20 protein-coding genes and 4 tRNA genes are annotated in these 17,754 nt (G+C 62.3%); 5 read left to right on the top strand and 19 right to left on the bottom strand.

Going from position 1 to position 17,754, the window contains the following annotated elements:
- Positions 1 to 322 precede the first annotated feature (322 nt).
- The 9 genes from rplA to tuf form a co-directional block, all read right to left on the bottom strand.
- Positions 323 to 1,021: a 50S ribosomal protein L1 gene (gene rplA / locus A9K65_RS19445; protein ID WP_013531411.1), complete on the bottom strand. Its 699-nt coding sequence runs from the start codon at positions 1,019 to 1,021 to the stop codon at positions 323 to 325.
- Between the two features lie 4 nt (positions 1,022 to 1,025).
- Entirely contained in the window at positions 1,026 to 1,454 is a 429-nt protein-coding gene (gene rplK, locus A9K65_RS19440; protein WP_013531410.1) for a 50S ribosomal protein L11, read from the bottom strand.
- 158 nt (positions 1,455 to 1,612) lie between these two features.
- Positions 1,613 to 2,140 carry a transcription termination/antitermination protein NusG gene (nusG, locus tag A9K65_RS19435; RefSeq protein WP_013531409.1) on the bottom strand — a complete coding sequence of 176 codons (528 nt, stop codon included), beginning with the start codon at positions 2,138 to 2,140 and terminating at the stop codon, positions 1,613 to 1,615.
- Between the two features lie 27 nt (positions 2,141 to 2,167).
- Complete coding sequence (secE, locus tag A9K65_RS19430; RefSeq protein ID WP_013531408.1) at positions 2,168 to 2,371, bottom strand: preprotein translocase subunit SecE; 204 nt, start codon at positions 2,369 to 2,371, stop codon at positions 2,168 to 2,170.
- 394 nt (positions 2,372 to 2,765) lie between these two features.
- Positions 2,766 to 2,841 (bottom strand) — tRNA-Trp (locus A9K65_RS19425).
- Between the two features lie 80 nt (positions 2,842 to 2,921).
- Positions 2,922 to 3,473 (bottom strand): putative glycolipid-binding domain-containing protein, encoded by a 552-nt coding sequence (locus A9K65_RS19420; RefSeq protein WP_064995200.1) that lies wholly within the window; start codon positions 3,471 to 3,473, stop codon positions 2,922 to 2,924.
- Positions 3,474 to 3,502: 29 nt separating this feature from the next.
- Complete coding sequence (locus A9K65_RS19415) at positions 3,503 to 3,985, bottom strand: group II truncated hemoglobin (protein WP_013531406.1); 483 nt, start codon at positions 3,983 to 3,985, stop codon at positions 3,503 to 3,505.
- A gap of 102 nt (positions 3,986 to 4,087) precedes the next feature.
- Positions 4,088 to 5,728 carry a hypothetical protein gene (locus A9K65_RS19410; protein ID WP_027163735.1) on the bottom strand — a complete coding sequence of 547 codons (1,641 nt, stop codon included), beginning with the start codon at positions 5,726 to 5,728 and terminating at the stop codon, positions 4,088 to 4,090.
- A 153-nt stretch (positions 5,729 to 5,881) separates the two neighbouring features.
- Entirely contained in the window at positions 5,882 to 7,057 is a 1,176-nt protein-coding gene (gene tuf, locus A9K65_RS19405; protein WP_013531404.1) for an elongation factor Tu, read from the bottom strand.
- Between the two features lie 312 nt (positions 7,058 to 7,369).
- Here tuf and A9K65_RS19400 point away from each other — a divergent pair, with 312 nt between their 5' ends.
- The gene (locus tag A9K65_RS19400; protein WP_064993614.1) at positions 7,370 to 8,257 is read left to right on the top strand and encodes a DMT family transporter; all 888 of its coding nucleotides are present in this window, start codon (positions 7,370 to 7,372) and stop codon (positions 8,255 to 8,257) included.
- Between the two features lie 132 nt (positions 8,258 to 8,389).
- Here the strand turns inward: A9K65_RS19400 and A9K65_RS19395 are convergent, their stop codons facing one another.
- Entirely contained in the window at positions 8,390 to 8,647 is a 258-nt protein-coding gene (locus A9K65_RS19395) for a GlsB/YeaQ/YmgE family stress response membrane protein (protein WP_013531402.1), read from the bottom strand.
- A gap of 132 nt (positions 8,648 to 8,779) precedes the next feature.
- Between A9K65_RS19395 and A9K65_RS19390 the strand changes: the two genes are divergently transcribed.
- Positions 8,780 to 9,244: a YidB family protein gene (locus A9K65_RS19390; protein WP_064994022.1), complete on the top strand. Its 465-nt coding sequence runs from the start codon at positions 8,780 to 8,782 to the stop codon at positions 9,242 to 9,244.
- 76 nt (positions 9,245 to 9,320) lie between these two features.
- On the opposite strand, the gene A9K65_RS19385 is transcribed toward A9K65_RS19390, so the two are convergent.
- Together A9K65_RS19385 and A9K65_RS19380 are read right to left on the bottom strand one after the other, a co-directional pair.
- Positions 9,321 to 9,394: transfer RNA gene (locus tag A9K65_RS19385), tRNA-Gly, on the bottom strand.
- A gap of 89 nt (positions 9,395 to 9,483) precedes the next feature.
- A tRNA-Tyr gene (locus A9K65_RS19380) sits at positions 9,484 to 9,568 on the bottom strand.
- A 198-nt stretch (positions 9,569 to 9,766) separates the two neighbouring features.
- Here A9K65_RS19380 and rlmB point away from each other — a divergent pair.
- Positions 9,767 to 10,615 carry a 23S rRNA (guanosine(2251)-2'-O)-methyltransferase RlmB gene (rlmB, locus tag A9K65_RS19375; protein WP_027163677.1) on the top strand — a complete coding sequence of 283 codons (849 nt, stop codon included), beginning with the start codon at positions 9,767 to 9,769 and terminating at the stop codon, positions 10,613 to 10,615.
- Positions 10,616 to 10,721: 106 nt separating this feature from the next.
- Here the strand turns inward: rlmB and A9K65_RS19370 are convergent, their stop codons facing one another.
- From A9K65_RS19370 to gcl, 3 genes are all read right to left on the bottom strand, one after another.
- Positions 10,722 to 11,639, bottom strand: coding sequence for a 2-hydroxy-3-oxopropionate reductase (locus tag A9K65_RS19370; RefSeq protein ID WP_064993615.1), 918 nt, complete (start codon positions 11,637 to 11,639; stop codon positions 10,722 to 10,724).
- Between the two features lie 159 nt (positions 11,640 to 11,798).
- Entirely contained in the window at positions 11,799 to 12,596 is a 798-nt protein-coding gene (gene hyi, locus A9K65_RS19365) for a hydroxypyruvate isomerase (protein WP_064993616.1), read from the bottom strand.
- Between the two features lie 26 nt (positions 12,597 to 12,622).
- Complete coding sequence (gene gcl, locus A9K65_RS19360; protein WP_064993617.1) at positions 12,623 to 14,404, bottom strand: glyoxylate carboligase; 1,782 nt, start codon at positions 14,402 to 14,404, stop codon at positions 12,623 to 12,625.
- Between the two features lie 215 nt (positions 14,405 to 14,619).
- Here gcl and bhcR point away from each other — a divergent pair, with 215 nt between their 5' ends.
- Positions 14,620 to 15,441 carry an HTH-type transcriptional regulator BhcR gene (gene bhcR / locus A9K65_RS19355; protein ID WP_064994023.1) on the top strand — a complete coding sequence of 274 codons (822 nt, stop codon included), beginning with the start codon at positions 14,620 to 14,622 and terminating at the stop codon, positions 15,439 to 15,441.
- On the opposite strand, the gene A9K65_RS19350 is transcribed toward bhcR, so the two are convergent.
- The 4 genes from A9K65_RS19350 to A9K65_RS19335 form a co-directional block, all read right to left on the bottom strand.
- Positions 15,442 to 15,801 carry a hypothetical protein gene (locus A9K65_RS19350; protein ID WP_013531395.1) on the bottom strand — a complete coding sequence of 120 codons (360 nt, stop codon included), beginning with the start codon at positions 15,799 to 15,801 and terminating at the stop codon, positions 15,442 to 15,444.
- A 188-nt stretch (positions 15,802 to 15,989) separates the two neighbouring features.
- A complete protein-coding gene (locus A9K65_RS19345) occupies positions 15,990 to 16,295 on the bottom strand; it encodes a BA14K family protein (protein ID WP_064994024.1) in 306 nt (101 codons plus the stop codon).
- Positions 16,296 to 16,852: 557 nt separating this feature from the next.
- Positions 16,853 to 17,077: a hypothetical protein gene (locus tag A9K65_RS19340; protein ID WP_064994025.1), complete on the bottom strand. Its 225-nt coding sequence runs from the start codon at positions 17,075 to 17,077 to the stop codon at positions 16,853 to 16,855.
- A 204-nt stretch (positions 17,078 to 17,281) separates the two neighbouring features.
- Entirely contained in the window at positions 17,282 to 17,449 is a 168-nt protein-coding gene (locus tag A9K65_RS19335) for a hypothetical protein (RefSeq protein ID WP_013531392.1), read from the bottom strand.
- A 155-nt stretch (positions 17,450 to 17,604) separates the two neighbouring features.
- On the opposite strand from A9K65_RS19335, the gene A9K65_RS19330 reads away from it, so the two are divergent.
- Positions 17,605 to 17,680: transfer RNA gene (locus A9K65_RS19330), tRNA-Thr, on the top strand.
- Positions 17,681 to 17,754: the final 74 nt, after the last annotated feature.

Genomic DNA, 17,754 nt, shown 5'->3' with positions numbered 1-17,754 from the left:
TTTTGTCGGCCGGGCCATCCAGTAACGGATCTCCCGAACGACGCTCGAGGATCCTGCCCCCTTTCGCCACATCGACAATCAAGCCGGCGATGCGCAGACAAAAGGCAAACACGGTTCGAACCTTTCATTGGAGCAATCGCTCCGTTGTCCGGTCTTCACCCGTCTCATGCAGGCCCAAATCGAATTAAGGCTTCTGGGCCGCCTGCAATCTCGGACAGGATGTCCGGAAACCTTTCGGCTTCCGGTACCGGGCCGCCGACAAGTCGGAGGTCCGGAATTCACTTGCGGATCAGCCGCTTGGCGGCCGATCCAAATGTTCGTATCAGGACGCGTTAAGCGTCGCGACGTCGAGCTTGAGGCCCGGGCCCATCGTCGAGGTGACCGACACCTTCTTGACGTAGTTGCCCTTGGCGCCAGTCGGCTTTGCCTTGGTCACCGCATCGGCAAAGGCGCGGATGTTCTCTTCCAGGGCCTTGACGTCGAACGAGACCTTGCCGACGCCGGCATGGACGATGCCAGCCTTCTCGACACGGAACTCGACGGCGCCGCCCTTGGACGCCTTGACGGCGGCGGCAACGTCGGTGGTCACGGTTCCGACCTTCGGGTTCGGCATCATGCCGCGCGGGCCGAGCACCTTGCCCAGACGGCCGACCAGCGGCATCATGTCCGGCGTGGCGATGCAGCGATCGAAATCGATCGTGCCCTTCTGGACGATGTCGACCAGATCCTCGGCACCAACGATGTCGGCGCCGGCGGCGCGCGCTTCGTCGGCCTTGTCGCCACGGGCGAACACGGCGACACGTACCGAGCGGCCGGTGCCGTTCGGCAGGTTGACCACGCCGCGGACCATCTGGTCGGCATGGCGCGGGTCGACGCCGAGGTTCATGGCGACTTCGATGGTCTCATCGAACTTCACCGAGGAACGGTCCTTGAGCAGCTTCAGCGCATCACCCAGGGCATAAGCCTTGTTGGGATCGATGCCTTCGCGGGTCTTCGATACACGCTTTGCAATCTTTGCCATGATCTTAGCCCACCACTTCCAGACCCATCGAGCGGGCGGAGCCCTCGACCATGCGCATGGCCGCTTCGACGTCGTTTGCGTTCAGGTCTTTCATCTTCGCGGTGGCAATCTCGCGGACCTTGTCACGCGAAACCGTACCGGCCTTGACCTTGCCCGGCTCCTTGGAACCAGAGGTCAGGTTCGCCGCCTTCTTCAGGAAGTAGCTCACCGGCGCCGTCTTCATGACGAAGGTGAAGGACTTGTCCTGATAGTAGGTGATGACAACCGGAACCGGCGATCCCTTTTCCATTTCCTGGGTCTGCGCGTTGAACGCCTTGCAGAACTCCATGATGTTGATGCCACGCTGACCAAGCGCCGGGCCGATCGGGGGAGACGGCGTAGCCGATCCCGCTTTCACCTGGAGCTTGAGCTGGCCTGCAATTTTCTTAGCCATCTCTTTTCCTGCCTTTGTCTATGCCGGTCATGCCGGCGGTTGCAGTCTGGTGGTGCGATCCATGCGGCCGGCTAAAGCCGCATTCGTCTCCCACCGTTCTCAGGCCGCGCTTCCGCGCCGCCTCCCCTGATCGCCAAACCGGCTTCAGGGATTTCGGATCAGCCCTTTTCGACCTGCCCGAATTCCAGATCGACAGGCACGGCGCGCCCGAAGATCGAAACTTCCACCTTGAGCCGCGCCCGCTCCTCGTCCACTTCCTGGACGAAACCGTTGAACGACGCGAAGGGACCATCCGAAACGCGGATCGCTTCGCCGATCTCGAACGTGACCGAGGGCTTGGGCCGCTCGACGCCTTCCTGCACCTGGTTCAGGATGCGCTGCGCTTCCGCCTCGGTGATCGGCACCGGCTTGGAGTCACCCAGGAAGCCGGTGACCTTCGGCGTGTTCTTGACCAGCGAGAACACGGCGTCGGTCAGATTGGCCTTCAGCAGCACATAGCCCGGGAAGAACTTGCGCTCGGCATCGACCTTGCGGCCGCGGCGAACTTCGACGACCTTCTCGGTCGGAACCACGATCTGGTGGATGTCGGCAGACAGGCCCTTCTGCTTGGCCTTGTTCTCGATATCCTCGGCGACCTTCTTTTCAAAGTTCGAATAGGCGTGGACGATGTACCAGCGCGCGGTCATTTCAAGACTTCTCCGTAATCGCCGGACTTAGCGTCCGATGCCCAGAATCTGTTCGACCGCGAGGCCCATGAGCTGATCAGCGGTGAAGAAAAAGATCATCGCGATCACTGCGAAGGCCAGAACCATCACCGTCGAGATCATCGTTTCGCGCCGCGACGGCCAAGTCACCTTGGCGGTCTCCGCGCGAACCTGCTGGAGAAAGACGAAAGGATTTGTGGTTTTCGAAGCCATATGCCGCTCTGTCTTCAAGACCCGTTGGCCGGGTCTCCTGGATGATCCCGCTGGCCGGGACGTGCCGCCTGAGCGAATTTCGCGCCGAATCAGCGCAATCATTTCGCCCATGCAAATCAGACGCGTAAAGCCGGTTTCCCAGCTCCACGCGTCGCGTGTCTGTTTCGTCTACATAAAACCGATTCTTGATCCACGCAAGTGGCAAGTCTCCGCTTTATGACCAAACACCGCCTCGGAACCATCCAGTCGTTCCGTCCCGGCTATGGCGCTCTTATGCCCCAATCGACCCTATATGGCAAGCGGGTCGCCGATTTTCAAAGGCCGGACCATGGAAATATCGTTTTGAACGCCATTCCGAAACGGCGAGACATTGGGTTGAATGCCATTCAGGGAATGGCACGGGCAGCAGGGCTCGAACCTACGACCTGCGGTTTTGGAGACCGCCGCTCTACCAACTGAGCTATGCCCGTACGTGCGCATGTCGGCGCAGCAGGCGCTTCCTAAAAGCTTCCGCACGCTCTGTAAAGAGCGGTTTGCATGCAAACACGCCTTAACCTCTGCGCCAGAAATCGGGATAGTCGACAACCAGCCCGTTGCGGTCGATTTCAAGTTCCCGCCTGAAGTCGCTGGCGCGCGATTCATAGAGATATCGCCTGCCCTCTTCGAGGCATGTGTAGCGCTGCGGGTTGGCGACGACCGTGAGGGCGGGGAAGTCGATGAAGGCAGTGGTTATCTCGGCACTCTGCCCGGCGGAAAGTTGCAATCGCCGGATCGGCAGCGTGTTGGTGAACGGCGTGATGGTCAGGTCGGGATCGAAAATGCCGTCGAGCTCCGGCATCGGCAGGCCGTCCCTGGTCCAGCGACCATCGCCATCGGCGGAAAGAACAAGCGTGCGGCCGCTACCGATCATGTCGACAACGACACGCTTGGCGTGCCAGCCGACATCGCAAACGATGCGGTAACGGACGGCAAAAGGCGTTTGCCCGGAGCAGACTGCGACAGAGTCGGCCGAGACCTCCCCTGCCCGCTCCTGCAGCACCAAATGTTCGAGACCCGGTCCGTCCCACTCGCGCCAACGTATGATCTTCACATCTTCCGGCATCAGCCCAACACCTCCATGGCGACTGGACGCTAGTTTGTACCCGGTGGCTGATAGGGGCCGCCCGGCACACCCCAGCCCCAGGCCGGCATCGGTTCCGTCTGCGGATCGCAGGTTTCGCCGAGATTGGAGTTCATCTTGGCCAGGCGCGATCCCCATTCGACATAGCCCATGAAGGCCGAACGGAATTCCGGATCGTCAGGCAGGCCGACCGCGTCGGCGGCATCGGCCAGGAGGCTGATCCAGCGGCGGCGCTGCTCCTCGGTGAGATGCTTGCCCAGATGGTGCATGACCATCTCGCGGTGGCCGCCGAACTGCTCGCTGTAGGTCTTCGGTCCGCCGAAAACCTCGCCGATGAAGGCCGCGACATGGGCGGGGTGATCCGGCGACATGGTCTTGAACACCGGCCCGACGATCGGGTCCTGCGCCACCTTGTCATAGAAGGTCTGGGTGAGCCGGTTCAAAGCCTCGCTGCCGCCGGCCCATTCGTAGAGTGTCGGGATATCCTGGCCCATTCTCGATCCTCCGCCTGCCTGAAGCCGCCAGCAGCGACGATAGCGGAAAAATCGAAAGCGGCTCAACCTGCCTCGATGGCCAGTTTCGGGCTCCGTCGCCCACTACAATTTGGCCGGCGCGTCAGCCTCGGCATTGGCGGAAGGCCGGATCCGGCAATTCTCGGGTCTTGGCACCGCCTCGCAAATGGTCGCACCGGTCAGCGCGTCGACCGATTGCAGGCTCGTCGTCAGGCCAACCTTCAGCATCATGTCGGGTTCCAGCCGGCGCTCGACCGAGCGCCGCTCGATCGCCGCGAACAGGGCGGAACTGATCGCCATCTCCTCCAGGTAGGCCTTGACCATCAGCTTTTGCCCCATCGGGTAGAGGCTAAGTCGCGCCTGGGGACCGACAAGCCGCCTGATGCCGCCGGCAAGCATGAACGCGCAGGCCGAATCGCACTCCACGCCCGCATCGATGCTCAGCCCGGCATAGGCGCCCTCCTTGGCCAGGCAATTCCACGCTCCTGGGTCACAGCCGACGAAATCGGTGCGGCCAACGGCGACGTCGAGATTCTTTTCATGGATAAGCCGTCCCGCCGCCAGGGCGCTGAACAGGTCGCCTCCCTTTGAGCTGATCACGACAGGCAGTTGCCGTTTGCCGATCGTGGCGAGCAGCTGGCGCAGCTTCTGCGGGGTCTGGGGGGTGATCGCGCCTTCCGCCGAGATCCATTCCGGGCAGTCTGGATTGCAGAGCGGATTGGTGCCGCGAACGACAACGAAGCGCATGTCTTCATCGCGCCGCGCCGCCTCGGGTTCGATCGCTGGCGGAGTAGGCCTGGCCGCGGTCGCCATCAGGCCATCAGGCTTGTTCCCCGGCACCTCCCGGCAATTCGTGGCCAGGCGGCCGGGTTCGCACAGGCTCGCCGCGGTCAACAGGCCCACGGCGTCCGTGCTGGTGACCAGCTTCATCGCCAGCATGTCATCGAGGGCGATCTGGTGGATTTCGCTGGCCGGGGTGCCCTTCATCGTTTCGAGCATGCTTTGTTCGATGCCCATCTGGTCCAGGTAGGCCGCCAGCTTTTTCTCCACCGACTTGCTCATTTCGTAGGTCTTGTAGCTGCCGGCGTTCTTGCGGCTGACGATCTTCGTGTTGAGGATCTTCTTCTTGCCCCCGACGATCCGGTAGGTGGTCCGGTATTGCAATTTCGTGCGGATGTAGGTCGTGGTGATCTGATGGACGCCGAGATAGGCCCATTCGCCGGCCACTCGCCTGATGCCGCCGGCAAACATCAGAGGACAGGCGGAATTGCACATGGCGCCATAGTCGATGACATCGCCGAAGTAGCGGGCGTCACGGTCCTGGCACCCCTTCGCGTCGGGCTGGCAGCTGGAAAACACCGTCTTGCCGATGGCGATATCGAGCTTGTTCTTGCGGATCAGCCGGCCAAGCGTCAGCGCCGCCTCGACATTGCCGCCGGGAGAATCCACGACAACAGGCAGTTTCCGCCCGCCAAGCGTCTTCAGCATGCGTTTGAAGAGCGCCGGAGTTCCGGCTTCTATGGAGCCCTCGGCCGATATCCATTCCGGGCAGATCGGCTCGCACCCCGCTGCGTTGCTGCGGACAATGCCGAACCGCATCGTCGGCCCAAGATCCGGCGCCGCATCCGCCGCGAAGGCTGCCGGGCCTGTGGCAAGCAACGCAATCAGCCAGGTCAGAGCCAGCGGCCACAATGCCCGACGATGAAAATACCGCCTTGGAACCATTTGGAAAAAGCCCCTTGATGCAACCTATACTAGACGAGGTCCAGAGCCTTGCAACAGGGTTCGGCCGACGGGGCGGCAGCCGGTAGCCTGGCAAACAAAAAGGGCGGCCCGAAGACCGCCCTTTCTTGTCGATCCGGCGAATGCCGGGCTCGGTTATTCCTTGATGGTGACGACGATGCCGGCACCGACGGTGCGGCCGCCTTCACGGATAGCGAAGCGCAGCTTCTCTTCCATGGCGATCGGCACGATCAGCTCGACATCGACCGTGATGTTGTCGCCCGGCATCACCATCTCGGTGCCTTCCGGCAGCGACACGATGCCGGTCACGTCGGTCGTGCGGAAGTAGAACTGCGGACGGTAGTTGGTGAAGAACGGCGTGTGACGGCCACCTTCGTCCTTGGTCAGGATATAGGCTTCGGCCACGAACTTCTTGTGCGGCTTCACCGTGCCCGGCTTGGCCAGAACCTGGCCGCGCTCGACACCTTCACGATCAACGCCGCGCAGCAGCGCGCCGATGTTGTCGCCAGCCTGGCCCTGATCGAGCAGCTTGCGGAACATTTCCACGCCCGTGCAGGTCGTCTTGGTCGTCGGACGGATGCCGATGATTTCGAGTTCCTCGCCGACCTTGACCACGCCGCGCTCGACGCGGCCAGTCACCACCGTGCCGCGGCCCGAGATCGAGAACACGTCCTCGATCGGCATCAGGAACGGCTTGTCGAGCGGACGAACCGGCGTCGGGATGTAGGCATCGACCGCAGCCATCAGCTCGCGGATCGCGTCTTCACCGATCTTCTTGTCCGAGTCTTCGAGAGCAGCCAGAGCCGAACCCTTGACGATCGGAATGTCGTCGCCGGGGAATTCGTTCTTGGTCAGAAGCTCGCGAACCTCGAGCTCGACCAGTTCGAGCAGCTCGGCGTCGTCGACCTGGTCGACCTTGTTCAGGAACACCACGATCGACGGCACGCCGACCTGACGGGCCAGCAGGATGTGCTCGCGGGTCTGCGGCATCGGGCCGTCGGCAGCCGACACGACCAGGATCGCGCCGTCCATCTGCGCGGCGCCGGTGATCATGTTCTTCACATAGTCGGCGTGGCCGGGGCAGTCGACGTGAGCGTAGTGGCGGTTGGCCGTCTCGTATTCGACGTGAGCCGTCGAGATCGTGATGCCGCGCGCCTTCTCTTCAGGGGCAGCGTCGATCTGGTCGTAGCGCTTGTATTCGCCAAAATACTTGGTGATCGCCGCCGTCAGCGACGTCTTGCCATGGTCGACGTGGCCAATCGTGCCGATGTTCACGTGAGGCTTGTTACGCTCGAATTTACCTTTTGCCATTGTCTCTTTCCTTGGACGGCCCGGATCTTCAGTTCGGTCGAAGACCTTCAGTTCAGTCGAATGCGGGGCGATTAGCGACAAAGGCCAAAAAACACAAGCGTCTTTTGGCCGGGTGCCGTCTCACTCAGTCCGAACCATCGATCCGATTGCGGGGATGTGGCGCTGATATAGGAAGGCTCCGGGCAAAATGAAGGGGTAGCGGGCCGACCGATCGAGGCCGCGAAAGCGCCGGCTTGCTTGCCCGGCCCTGTCTGAATCATGGCCAGGCCATGGACCATTGCCGCCGCCATCCGCCTCTGATCTTGTGGCCGGATGCATTTCATCCCTGCCTCTGTCCGCGGCCCGCTGTTTATGATCGTCTCGACGGGGTCGTATCTCGTCAACGATACAATGATGAAGCTCGCGACGGCGGGCCTGCCGTCTTATGAGGTGCTGTTTCTGCGGGGTGCCGCGGCGGCCCTCTGGGGCTTCCCGCTGCTGTTCGCGCTGGGCTACGGCAAGCAGATCCCGCTGATCTTCGACAAGCGCGTCCTGAGCCGGAACGTGCTCGAGCTGGCGGCGATCCTTTGCTATGTGGTCGCGCTCGCCAACATGCAGATCGCCGATTCCACCGCGCTCGGCCAGATCACGCCGCTCTTGATGCTGGTTGGCTCCTCGATCCTGTTTGGCGAGCGGATCGGCGGCCGGCGCATGGCGCTGATCGGGCTCGGCTTCGTCGGCGCGCTGATGGTGGCGCAGCCGACCATGCAAGGCATTTCGGTCTATGCCCTGCTGGCGCTCGGCAACGCAGCCCTTGCAGCGGCGCGCGACCTAGCCGGCCGGCGGGTCTCGGCCGAGGTGCCGGGGATGATCGTGGCGATTTCCGCCGTCGTGGTGGTGCTGATCGGCGCCGGCGCCGCGCATCTTGTTTCCGAGCGCTGGGTCATGCCCGGGGCGCATCACCTGCTGCTGATGGCAGGTGCTGGATTTTTCCTGATCTTCGGCCACTTCTTCATCTTCATGGCCTATCGCGTCGGACCGACCAGCGCCGTGGCGCCGTTCTACTATTGCTTCACCGTCTGGGCGGTCATTTCGGGCCTGCTGGTGTTCGGGCAATTCCCCAACACATTGGCGGTCTGTGGCATCCTGCTGGTCGTCGGCAGCGGACTGACCATCGTGTCGCTGGATCAGCGCCAGCGCCGGTTGGCCGTCGTCGCCTAGCCTCGTTTCATTGCGGGAACGCCGATCTTTGTTTTCGCCGCCCCGATGCCATAGGCAAGCCACTGCCGGGCATACCGGCCTGAAGCCGGTCTTGCCTTCAGAAACTCGAAACCTCAGACGATCCGCAGGCGCCTAAAGCGTCCGCCTTGCGCTGAACTGATGGTAGGCCCACAGAACAACCACCGCCCCGATGACGGCAACGATCAGGCTGTAGATGTTGAGACCGGTGACGCCCGATGCGCCGAAGGCACTGAAGATCAGCCCGCCGACAATGGCGCCGACGATGCCCAGCACGATATCCATTATGACACCCTGGCCGGTCTTGTTGACGATCTTGCTGCCTATGAAGCCGGCGACCACGCCGAGAATGATCCAGCTGATGATACCCATTTTTTCCTCTCCATCCCCTCGCCAGCCGAACATTTTCATATGATTGTCAAAACCTCAAGCCAGCTTGAAATTCCGCCCGAATGCTTCATTGTTGAGGAGGGGTCGGGCCTTGGTCGCTATGGAGGATCCACGATGGGACTTTTTGACAACGCCGTTCCCGGCGGCAACATCACCAAACCTCTGATGATCGCACTCGGCGCATTGCTGGTCGGCAAGATGCTGAGCGGCAGAAGTGCCGAAGAACCGGAACAGTCTCCCGCGTCCGCTCCGACCGCCCCCGTCCCGACGGAAACCACATCCGCCGACGGTGGCCTGCTGGGCGGCCTGGGCGGACTGCTCGAAAAGCTCCGGGACGCCGGTCACGGCAACACCGCGGACTCCTGGGTCGGTACCGGCCAGAACCAGTCGATCAACGCCAACGATCTTGGCGCCGCGATCGGACCGCAGATCATCCGCGAGATCGCGCAACGGACCGGACTGGACGAGCAGGAACTGCTCAAGCAACTGTCCACCGCCCTGCCCGGCATCGTCGACAAGCTGACGCCGAACGGCCAGGTGCCGCAGCAGCACCAGGTCGCATCCGCGTTCAACAGCTGACGCGGCGCAGCCACGACAATTGGAGCGCTGCGCTTCGTGCGCAGTGCTTCGGCTTGCCGGTGATGGGATGAGTGTCTGGAGCGGGTAGCGGGAATCGAACCCGCATATTCAGCTTGGAAGGCTGCTGCTCTACCACTGAGCTATACCCGCGCCTTACCTGAAGTACCGGATTCATCCGAAAAGCGCCATGCACTTTTCGGTCCGATTCTTGTCGCGTTTCAGGGCTTCCGGGCCGGCAGTGGTGGAGAGGGTTGGATTCGAACCAACGTAAGCTAAGCTAACGGATTTACAGTCCGTCCCCTTTAACCACTCGGGCACCTCTCCAGTCTGCCGCCGGAGCCATGCAACGAGGCATTCACGCCGATCCGGACCCGAGTTATGTGTTCTCCGAAACCAGCGCAGCGCCTTATGGCGGCAAGGCCATTGGGTGTCAACCGCGCAGCCAGCGTTTTTCGATGTTGTTCGCCGGCTGTGACGGCGGGCCATATCCTTGGCCGGAGGACACCGCTATAGAAGCCAGCCATGAGCGATAAAACCAACACCCCCAAAGACACCCATTACGCCAAGCTGCGCCGCGCCTATCGCGACGAGAAAAGCGGCGGCGCGCCGGCGTTCCGGCCTCGACAGCCGGTTCCGCCGGGCGAAAATGCCGCGGACGGACTGGTGCGGCTCTACGGCCTGCACACGGTTCGCGCCGCACTCGACAATCCGCGCCGCAAGATCAGGAAGATGCTGGTAACGCGCAATGCGGCCGAGCGCCTCGAAATCGCCGATCTCGCCGCCCTGCCCTTCAAGACGGAACTGGTCGAACCCAGGGATATCGACAAGATCACCGGGTCGGATGCCGTGCATCAGGGTGTGCTGATCGAGGCCGAGCCGCTTAAAGCCAAGCGGCTCGATGCGCTTGGTGACGCGAAGCTGGTGCTGGTGCTCGACCAGATCACCGACCCGCACAATGTCGGCGCCATCCTGCGCTCGGCGGTCGCCTTCGGCGCCGGCGCGCTGATCACCACGGCCCGCCACAGCCCGCAGGAATCGGGCGTGCTGGCGAAATCCGCCTCGGGCGCGCTGGAGCACATCGACCAGATCGAGGTGAAGAACCTCGCCGAAGCGCTCGGCCAGCTGCACGAGGCCGGCTTTCGCACCATCGGGCTTGATTCGGACGCGCCGGCCGAACTCGAAAAGAGCTTTGCCGGAGAAAAGATCGCACTGGTGCTGGGCGCCGAGGGCAAGGGCCTGCGCCAGAAGACCCGCGAGACGGTGACCACGCTGGCGCGGCTCGACATGCCCGGCGCCATCCATTCGCTCAACGTATCGAATGCCGCGGCGATCAGCCTTTACGTGGCACGGGCATTTTTGAAGCGCGGCTAAGCCAAAAAACATCTCGACGAGAAACGGGTCCCGACAGACGTCGGAACCCGTTCTTCGATGGGCCAGGAGTTGGCGGCTTGGGAACGTTGCGCCGCCCTCTCCTGACCTATGCCGCTTTGCCCCGGGTGCCGGCTGCCTCGCTGCCGACCTCGAAATCGGCCATCCTCTCAAGCGCCCTGACCAGTGCCGAATGATCCTCCTTGGCGCCGCCATTGGCCGCGCAGGCGTTGAACAGTTGCTGCGTGGTGGACGTGTTGGGCAGCGACACGCCGAGCGCTTTCGCGCCCTCCAGCGCGAGGTTCAGATCCTTCTGGTGCAGTTCGATCCGAAAACCCGGGGCGAAGGTGCGCTTGACCATACGCTCGCCATGCACTTCCAGAATGCGCGAAGCCGCCAGCCCGCCCATCAGCGCCTGCCTGACCTTGGCCGGATCCGCGCCGGCTTTCGAAGCAAAAACAAGCGCTTCGGCGACGGCTTCAATAGTCAGCGCAACGACGATCTGGTTGGCCACCTTGGTGGTCTGGCCAACGCCGTTGGGCCCGACCAGGGTGATGTTCTTGCCCATCTTCTCGAACACGGGCTTGGCGCGCTCGAAGGGTTTCTCCTCGCCGCCGACCATGATGGTGAGCGACGCCGCCTTGGCGCCAACCTCGCCGCCCGAGACCGGCGCGTCGAGATAGTCGCAGCCTAGATCGTTGATTTTCCTGGCAAAAATCTTGGTCTCGATCGGTGAGATCGAGCTCATGTCGATGACCAGCTTGCCTTTGGTCAGACCGGACGCGACGCCGTTCTCGTGAAACAGCACATCGGCGACCTGCGGTGTGTCGGGCACCATCAGAATGATGATGTCGGCGGCCTTCGCCACGGCAGCATGGCCGGTGACTGACGTTAGGCCCTTGGCGACGAGATCGGCTGAGAGTTTCGATCGATGGTCGCTGGTTATGACCCTGTAGCCCGCGTCCAACAGGTGCCCCGCCATCGGTGCGCCCATGATGCCGAGGCCGATGAAGCCGATGGTTTCCATTTTGGTTCTCCAGTTGCTTGTGTGAAACGCCCCCTCATCCGGCCGCTAGCGCGGCCATCTTCCCCCGAGGGGAGAAGAGAAGCCGACGTTGGTGCCTGTCTCTTCTCCCCACCGGGGAGAAGGTGGCCCGAAGGGCCGGATGAGGGGGCGCGGCGTTGGCTAGGCCGCAGCACTTCCCTGCCCGGCTAATGCTTGAAACCACCCCAGCCCAGCCTCCGTCCCGGCCTTCGGCTTGTATTCCGCCCCGATCCACCCGGAATAGCCGATGCGGTCGATGTGCTCGTACAGGAAGGGAAAATTGATCTCGCCCGTCCCCGGCTCGTGACGGCCTGGATTGTCCGCAAGCTGGATATGCGCGATGCGGTCGAGGTTTGCCTCGATGGTACGGGCGAGATCCCCCTCCATGATCTGCATGTGATAGATGTCATATTGCAGGAACAGGTTCTTCGACCCGACACGGTCGATAAGCGCCAGCGCCTGGTCGGAATAGTTGAGAAAGAAGCCCGGGATATCTTGCGTGTTGATCGGCTCGATCAGCAGCCTGATGCCGGCCTGCTCCAGCTTTTCCGCCGCGAAGGCGAGGTTTTCGGCAAAGACGTCCTCCAGCACCTTGCGATCGGCGCCGGCGGGCGCGATGCCGGCCAGGCAATTGACCTGCTGGCAGCCGAGCGCCTGCGCGTAGGTGATCGCCTTGGCGATGCCCTGGCGGAATTCCGGCACGCGGTCCGGCAGCACGGCAATGCCGCGCTCGCCCTTGCCCCAGTCGCCGGCCGGCAGGTTGAACAGCACCTGCGTCAGGCCGTTCTTCTTCAGCCGGGCAGCGACGGCATCGGGCGCATGGTCATAGGGGCCGATATATTCGACGCCCTTGAAGCCGGCGCGGGCGGCGGCATCGAAACGGTCGAGGAACTCATGCTCGCCAAAGAGCATCGAAAGATTGGCTGAAAAACGCGGCATTCTTTTTCTCCTTTTCTCCGCCAAGCCTAATCCAGCATGACGATCGACGTCGGCGCATCTTCGTGGCTCTCGGCAAGGTCCTCGAATTCGGTGATCTTGTCGATCTCGGTGCCCATCGAGATGTTGGTGACGCGTTCGAGGATGAATTCGAGGACGACCGGAACCCGGTGCTCCTTCATCAGCCGCTGGGCCTCCTTGAACGCGGCGGCGAACTCTTCCGGCTTGCGCACCCTGACCGCCTTGCAGCCCATGGCCTCGGCGACGGCAACATGGTCGACGCCGTAGCCGGCCTCGGGATCGCCTGCCCGGTTGATGTTCTCGAAGGCAAGGTCGACCTCAAAGTCCATCGAGAAACCCCGCTGCGCCTGGCGGATCAGGCCGAGATAGGCGTTGTTCACCACGACATGGAGATAGGGCAGCTTGTGCTGGGCGCCGACCGCCAGTTCCTCGATCATGAACTGGAAATCATAGTCGCCCGACAGCGCCACGATGGTCCGGTCGGGATCGGCGGCGCGCACACCAAGGGCCGCCGGCAAGGTCCAGCCGAGCGGGCCGGCCTGGCCGCAATTGATCCAGTTGCGCGGCTTGTAGACATGCAGGAACTGCGCGCCGGCGATCTGCGACAGGCCGATCGTGGTGACGTAGGTGACGTCGCGGCCGAACGCCTTGTTCATCTCCTCATAGACACGCTGCGGCTTCAGCGGCACCTGGTCGAAATGCGTCTTGCGCTTCATCGTCTTCTTGCGAGCCTGGCATTCCTTCGCCCAGCCCGACCAGTCGCGCAGTCTGCCTGATGTCTTCCATTCGGTGGCGACGTCGAGCAGCATCTTCAGTGCGGCGCCCGCATCGGAGACGACGCCGAGATCCGGCGCGAAGACACGGCCGATCTGCGTCGGCTCGATGTCGACATGGATGAACTTTTTGCCCTTGGTATAGACATCGACGGAGCCGGTGTGACGGTTGGCCCAGCGGTTGCCGATGCCGAAGACGAAATCGGCTTCCAGCATCGTCGCATTGCCATAGCGGTGCGAGGTCTGCAGCCCGCACATGCCGGCCATCAGCCGGTGGTCGTCGGGGATCGCGCCCCAGCCCATCAAGGTCGGGATGACCGGCACGCCTGAAATCTCGGCGAATTCGATCAGCAAATCCGACGCATCGGCGTTTATGATGCCGCCGCCGGCGACGATCAGCGGCTTTTCGGCGGCGTTGAGCATGGTCAACGCCTTTTCGGCCTGGGCGCGCGTCATGGCCGGCTTGAACGGCGTCAACGGCTCATAGGCATCGATGTCGAATTCGATCTCGGCCAGCTGGACATCGACCGGCAGGTCGATCAGCACCGGACCCGGCCGCGACGAGCGCATCAGATGAAAGGCCTTCTGCAGCGCCATGGGGACGAGATAGGGCTCCATGACCGTGACTGCCCATTTGGCGACCGGCGCGGCAATGGCTGATATGTCGACGGCCTGGAAATCCTCCTTGTTCAGCCGCGCCCGCGGCGCCTGGCCGGTGATGCACAGGATCGGAATGGAATCAGCGGCGGCCGAATAGAGCCCGGTGATCATGTCGGTGCCGGCCGGACCCGAAGTGCCGATGCACAGGCCGATATTGCCTGCCTTGGCCCGGGTAAAGCCTTCCGCCATGTGCGAGGCGCCCTCGACGTGACGGGCAAGCACGTGGCGGATCGTTCCCCTCGCCTTCAGCGCCGAATAGAGCGGATTGATCGCCGCGCCCGGCACGCCGAAAGCGCAGGAAATGCCTTCCTTTTCGAGAACGAGAACCGCGGCATCGACAGCGCGCATCCTGGCCATTTTCCAGCCCTCCACGGGGTTTGTCATTGTTGGATTGGCTGAGGATGCCAGCACGCCGGCTATTTTTCAATTTTTTCAGAATATTTTTTCATTTATAGAAAACGACGACTATACGATGATTTTGTTGGATTTTCCGTTTTCCAGCAATTCGGCCGGCGATATCAGTGAAAAACTTTTTCATTGTGCATTTGGCGAAATCGGTCGAGAATGGCGCCATGGAAACCACGGAAAAACGCCAGCGCGGCCGGCCGCGCGCTTTCAATGGGCCCTCGGAAGCCAGTTCGGTGCAGTCGCTCGATCGGGCGCTGCGGATCCTGGCCATTGTCGCGGAAGGCAGCGGCCTGTCGCTGAGCGAAATATCGGCGCAGAGCGGGCTTGCCGCCTCCACCGCCTACCGCATGCTGACGACGCTGCAAAACCACGGAATGGTCGAATTCGACACATCAGACCAGTTGTGGTCGATCGGCGTCGAGACCTACCGTATGGGCGCGGCCTTCCTGCGCCGCCGCAAGCTGGTCGACCGCGCGCGTGTCGTCATGCAGGAGCTGATGGAGAGAACCGGCGAGACCGCCAATCTCGGCGTCGCCGAGGACGATTGCGTGGTCTTCGTCAGCCAGGTCGAGACGCATCAGGCGATCCGCGCCTTCTTCCGGCCGGGCACGCGCAGCCCCTTCCATGCGTCCGGCATCGGCAAGGCGGTGCTGGCGCATCTCGAGCCGGAGCGCGTCGGAACCATCCTGCGCAAGGCAGGCCTGCAGCGCTTCACCGACAGGACGCTGTCCGACATTTCGGCGCTTGCCCACGATCTGGCGCGGATCAAGCTGCGCGGCTGGTCGGTCGACGACGAGGAGCGGCACCCCGGCATGCGTTGCGTGGCAGCCGCCATCTTCAACGAATTCGGCGAGCCGATCGGCGGCGTTTCGGTGTCAGGGCCGACGGTGCGGGTGACGCCGGAGCGGCTGGCCGAGATCGGCCCGCTGGTGCGCGATGCGGCAGCCGAGGTGACCAGGACGATCGGTGGCGTGCGAGCCGGCTGATCAGCCCGCCCCGGGCAGCGCGCTCCTGGTCGCGATATCAAAGAAATCGAGAAGGATGGCCATGCCGACGCCGCAGGCGGTGAATATCAGGCCGGCCATGAAGATGCGGTTGGCGCGTTCATAGATGCGCCGCTGCAGGCATTTCGTGTCGAGCAGCAGCGAGAGCGCCCGCATCTGCAAGGCAATGCCGGCCAGGATCGGCAGGACGGCGACAAGATGGTAGGTCTGCCACGGGATCGGGTTGGCGGCCCAATGGGTGATGAAGCCCAGCGAAAACGCCAGCAGGATGCCGACGGTGGTGACGGTGCCGTTGCGGAAAACCGTTTCGACCAGGTCTTCCCTGGGGTCCTGCTCGTCCAAGGGTCTCTCCCCGCGTTTCGCGGTCCAGGATAGACGCTCGGAAAATCTCTGTACACTGTCCGATCTGTCGCCGGACCAATCCCTTCAGTTCTGCTCTGAATCGGCCGATGGAGCACGCACCGCTACCATCCAGACAACAGAAGAGGGGCTCGCATGTCCCCTCTGTTGCTGAAACGGTCCTCCTCCCCTCAGAGACGGCAATAGTGGCGGTATCCGTCGTGGCCGAGATAGGTATCGGAGTCCGCGTCGTAGCTGGCATAGCGATCGTAGCAGCGGCGGACATGCCACGCGCCACCGCCTTCGTCGACATAGACGGTGCGCGGCTGGGCGAGCAGGCTGCCGAGGACGAAGCCGCCGACGCCGGCAGCAATGCCGATGCCGATTTCGCGGTTGTGGTGATGGCTGTGGGCGGCCGAAGGCTGCACGGTGCCGGCCAGCGTGGCGGCGGCGACGGCGGTGGCGATAAGGCCGGAAACGAGTGTGTTCTTGAACATGACGATCTCCTTGCTTCGTTGACCGAGGCGATCCATCCGCCTCTTGATCATCTGTCGTCACAGCCAGGAAAAAGGTTCGAACTTTTTTGATTTTTCTGGAGCTGGGAAATCGGATGGACCGAGGTCCACGCTGACGGCGACTGGAAAGGGTTGGCGAGGACGTTGATGCGGCCAATCTCCCCCACTTGCTGGGGGCTATGCCATGCACATATCTGCTATGACTGGGGTGACTGATCGGCCCGAGGCCCGATTGCCGGGTGGGTCCCCCAATCCGTCGCTGCTTCGCAGCGCCACCTTCCCCCCTCCGGAGGGAAAGGAAAGGAGCGTTGGTGGGCGAGCGTTGGCTCGGCGAAGCCGAGACGGAGCGGGACCAGCGCCGCATAGGCAATGCATGCGCCAAGCTGCCATGCACTCTATCGCCAAAGACCAGTTGCTTGGAAATGTGTGCATGCCGTAGCTTGCGGGGATCAGCAGCTTTGCCGCCCGACTTCACAAGGTGATCGCCGAACGCAAAAAGGGCGGCCGAAGCCGCCCTCTTGGGGAATTGGGTCCCTCCATCAAAGGAAAATGATCACCCTGCCGTGCCTGTGGTGATGGTTGTGGTGGTGGTTGTAGTGCTTCCACCAGAACTTCTTGAAGTGCTTCTTGTGATGGTTGTGGTTGTGGTGGTGATGATGATGGCCATGCATGCCGTGGGCTGACGACGTGCCGACAGTGCCGGCGAGCGCGCCGGTGGCGACGAAGATGGCGACGAGGCCCGAGGTAAGAGTGCGCTTGAACATGATGATCTCCTGGATCTTTTGATCGAGGCGACCCATTCGCCTCTGACCATCAGTCGGCGCGGCGCAGCAAAAGGTTCGATAGGTGGAGGAGATTTTTTGTGGGGTGCCGCTGAAGCCAGCGCGGCGACGGCAAGGACACCAATGACCCGTCGCCCCCTATTCCCCTATTCCCCTATTCCCCTATTCCCCTATTCCCCTATTCCCTCACCCCATCCCCGTGACATGGCGCAGCCAGAACGCCAGCGCGATGAAGCCGATGATGGTGGTGACGCCGGTCCAGTCGACGTTGGCCTTCTTCACGTCGCTGATGATCTTCACCAGCAGCATCCAGGCCACGAAGATGATCGGGAGAATGATGACAAATCTGATCATGCGACACCCCTGCTCGAAGCGATTGCACCCTTCCCTAGATGTAGGAAGCAATCCGGCGGTTTTCAGGATGCCCTCGCCGACGGCCCATGCGGCATGCCGGGAAAAACGGAGTTTTGTCTTTACTGGCGCAACAAATATGCTAACCGGAGCGCCGTGCCCTTGTAGCTCAGCTGGTAGAGCAGCGGTTTTGTAAACCGAAGGTCGGCGGTTCGATTCCGTCCGGGGGCACCAGCACAATGCAAAAACCATAACATTTTCAAAAGCTTAGAAAACAAGGTTCGGGTTCGATCCACCGCTTATCCACC

It is taken from the genome of Mesorhizobium sp. WSM1497, from assembly GCF_001672455.2.
In the GTDB taxonomy this organism is placed as follows: Bacteria; Pseudomonadota; Alphaproteobacteria; order Rhizobiales; family Rhizobiaceae; genus Mesorhizobium; species Mesorhizobium ciceri.
The sequence above is the reverse complement of the archived record's forward strand: the minus strand, read 5'-3'. Positions and strand labels throughout refer to the sequence as shown.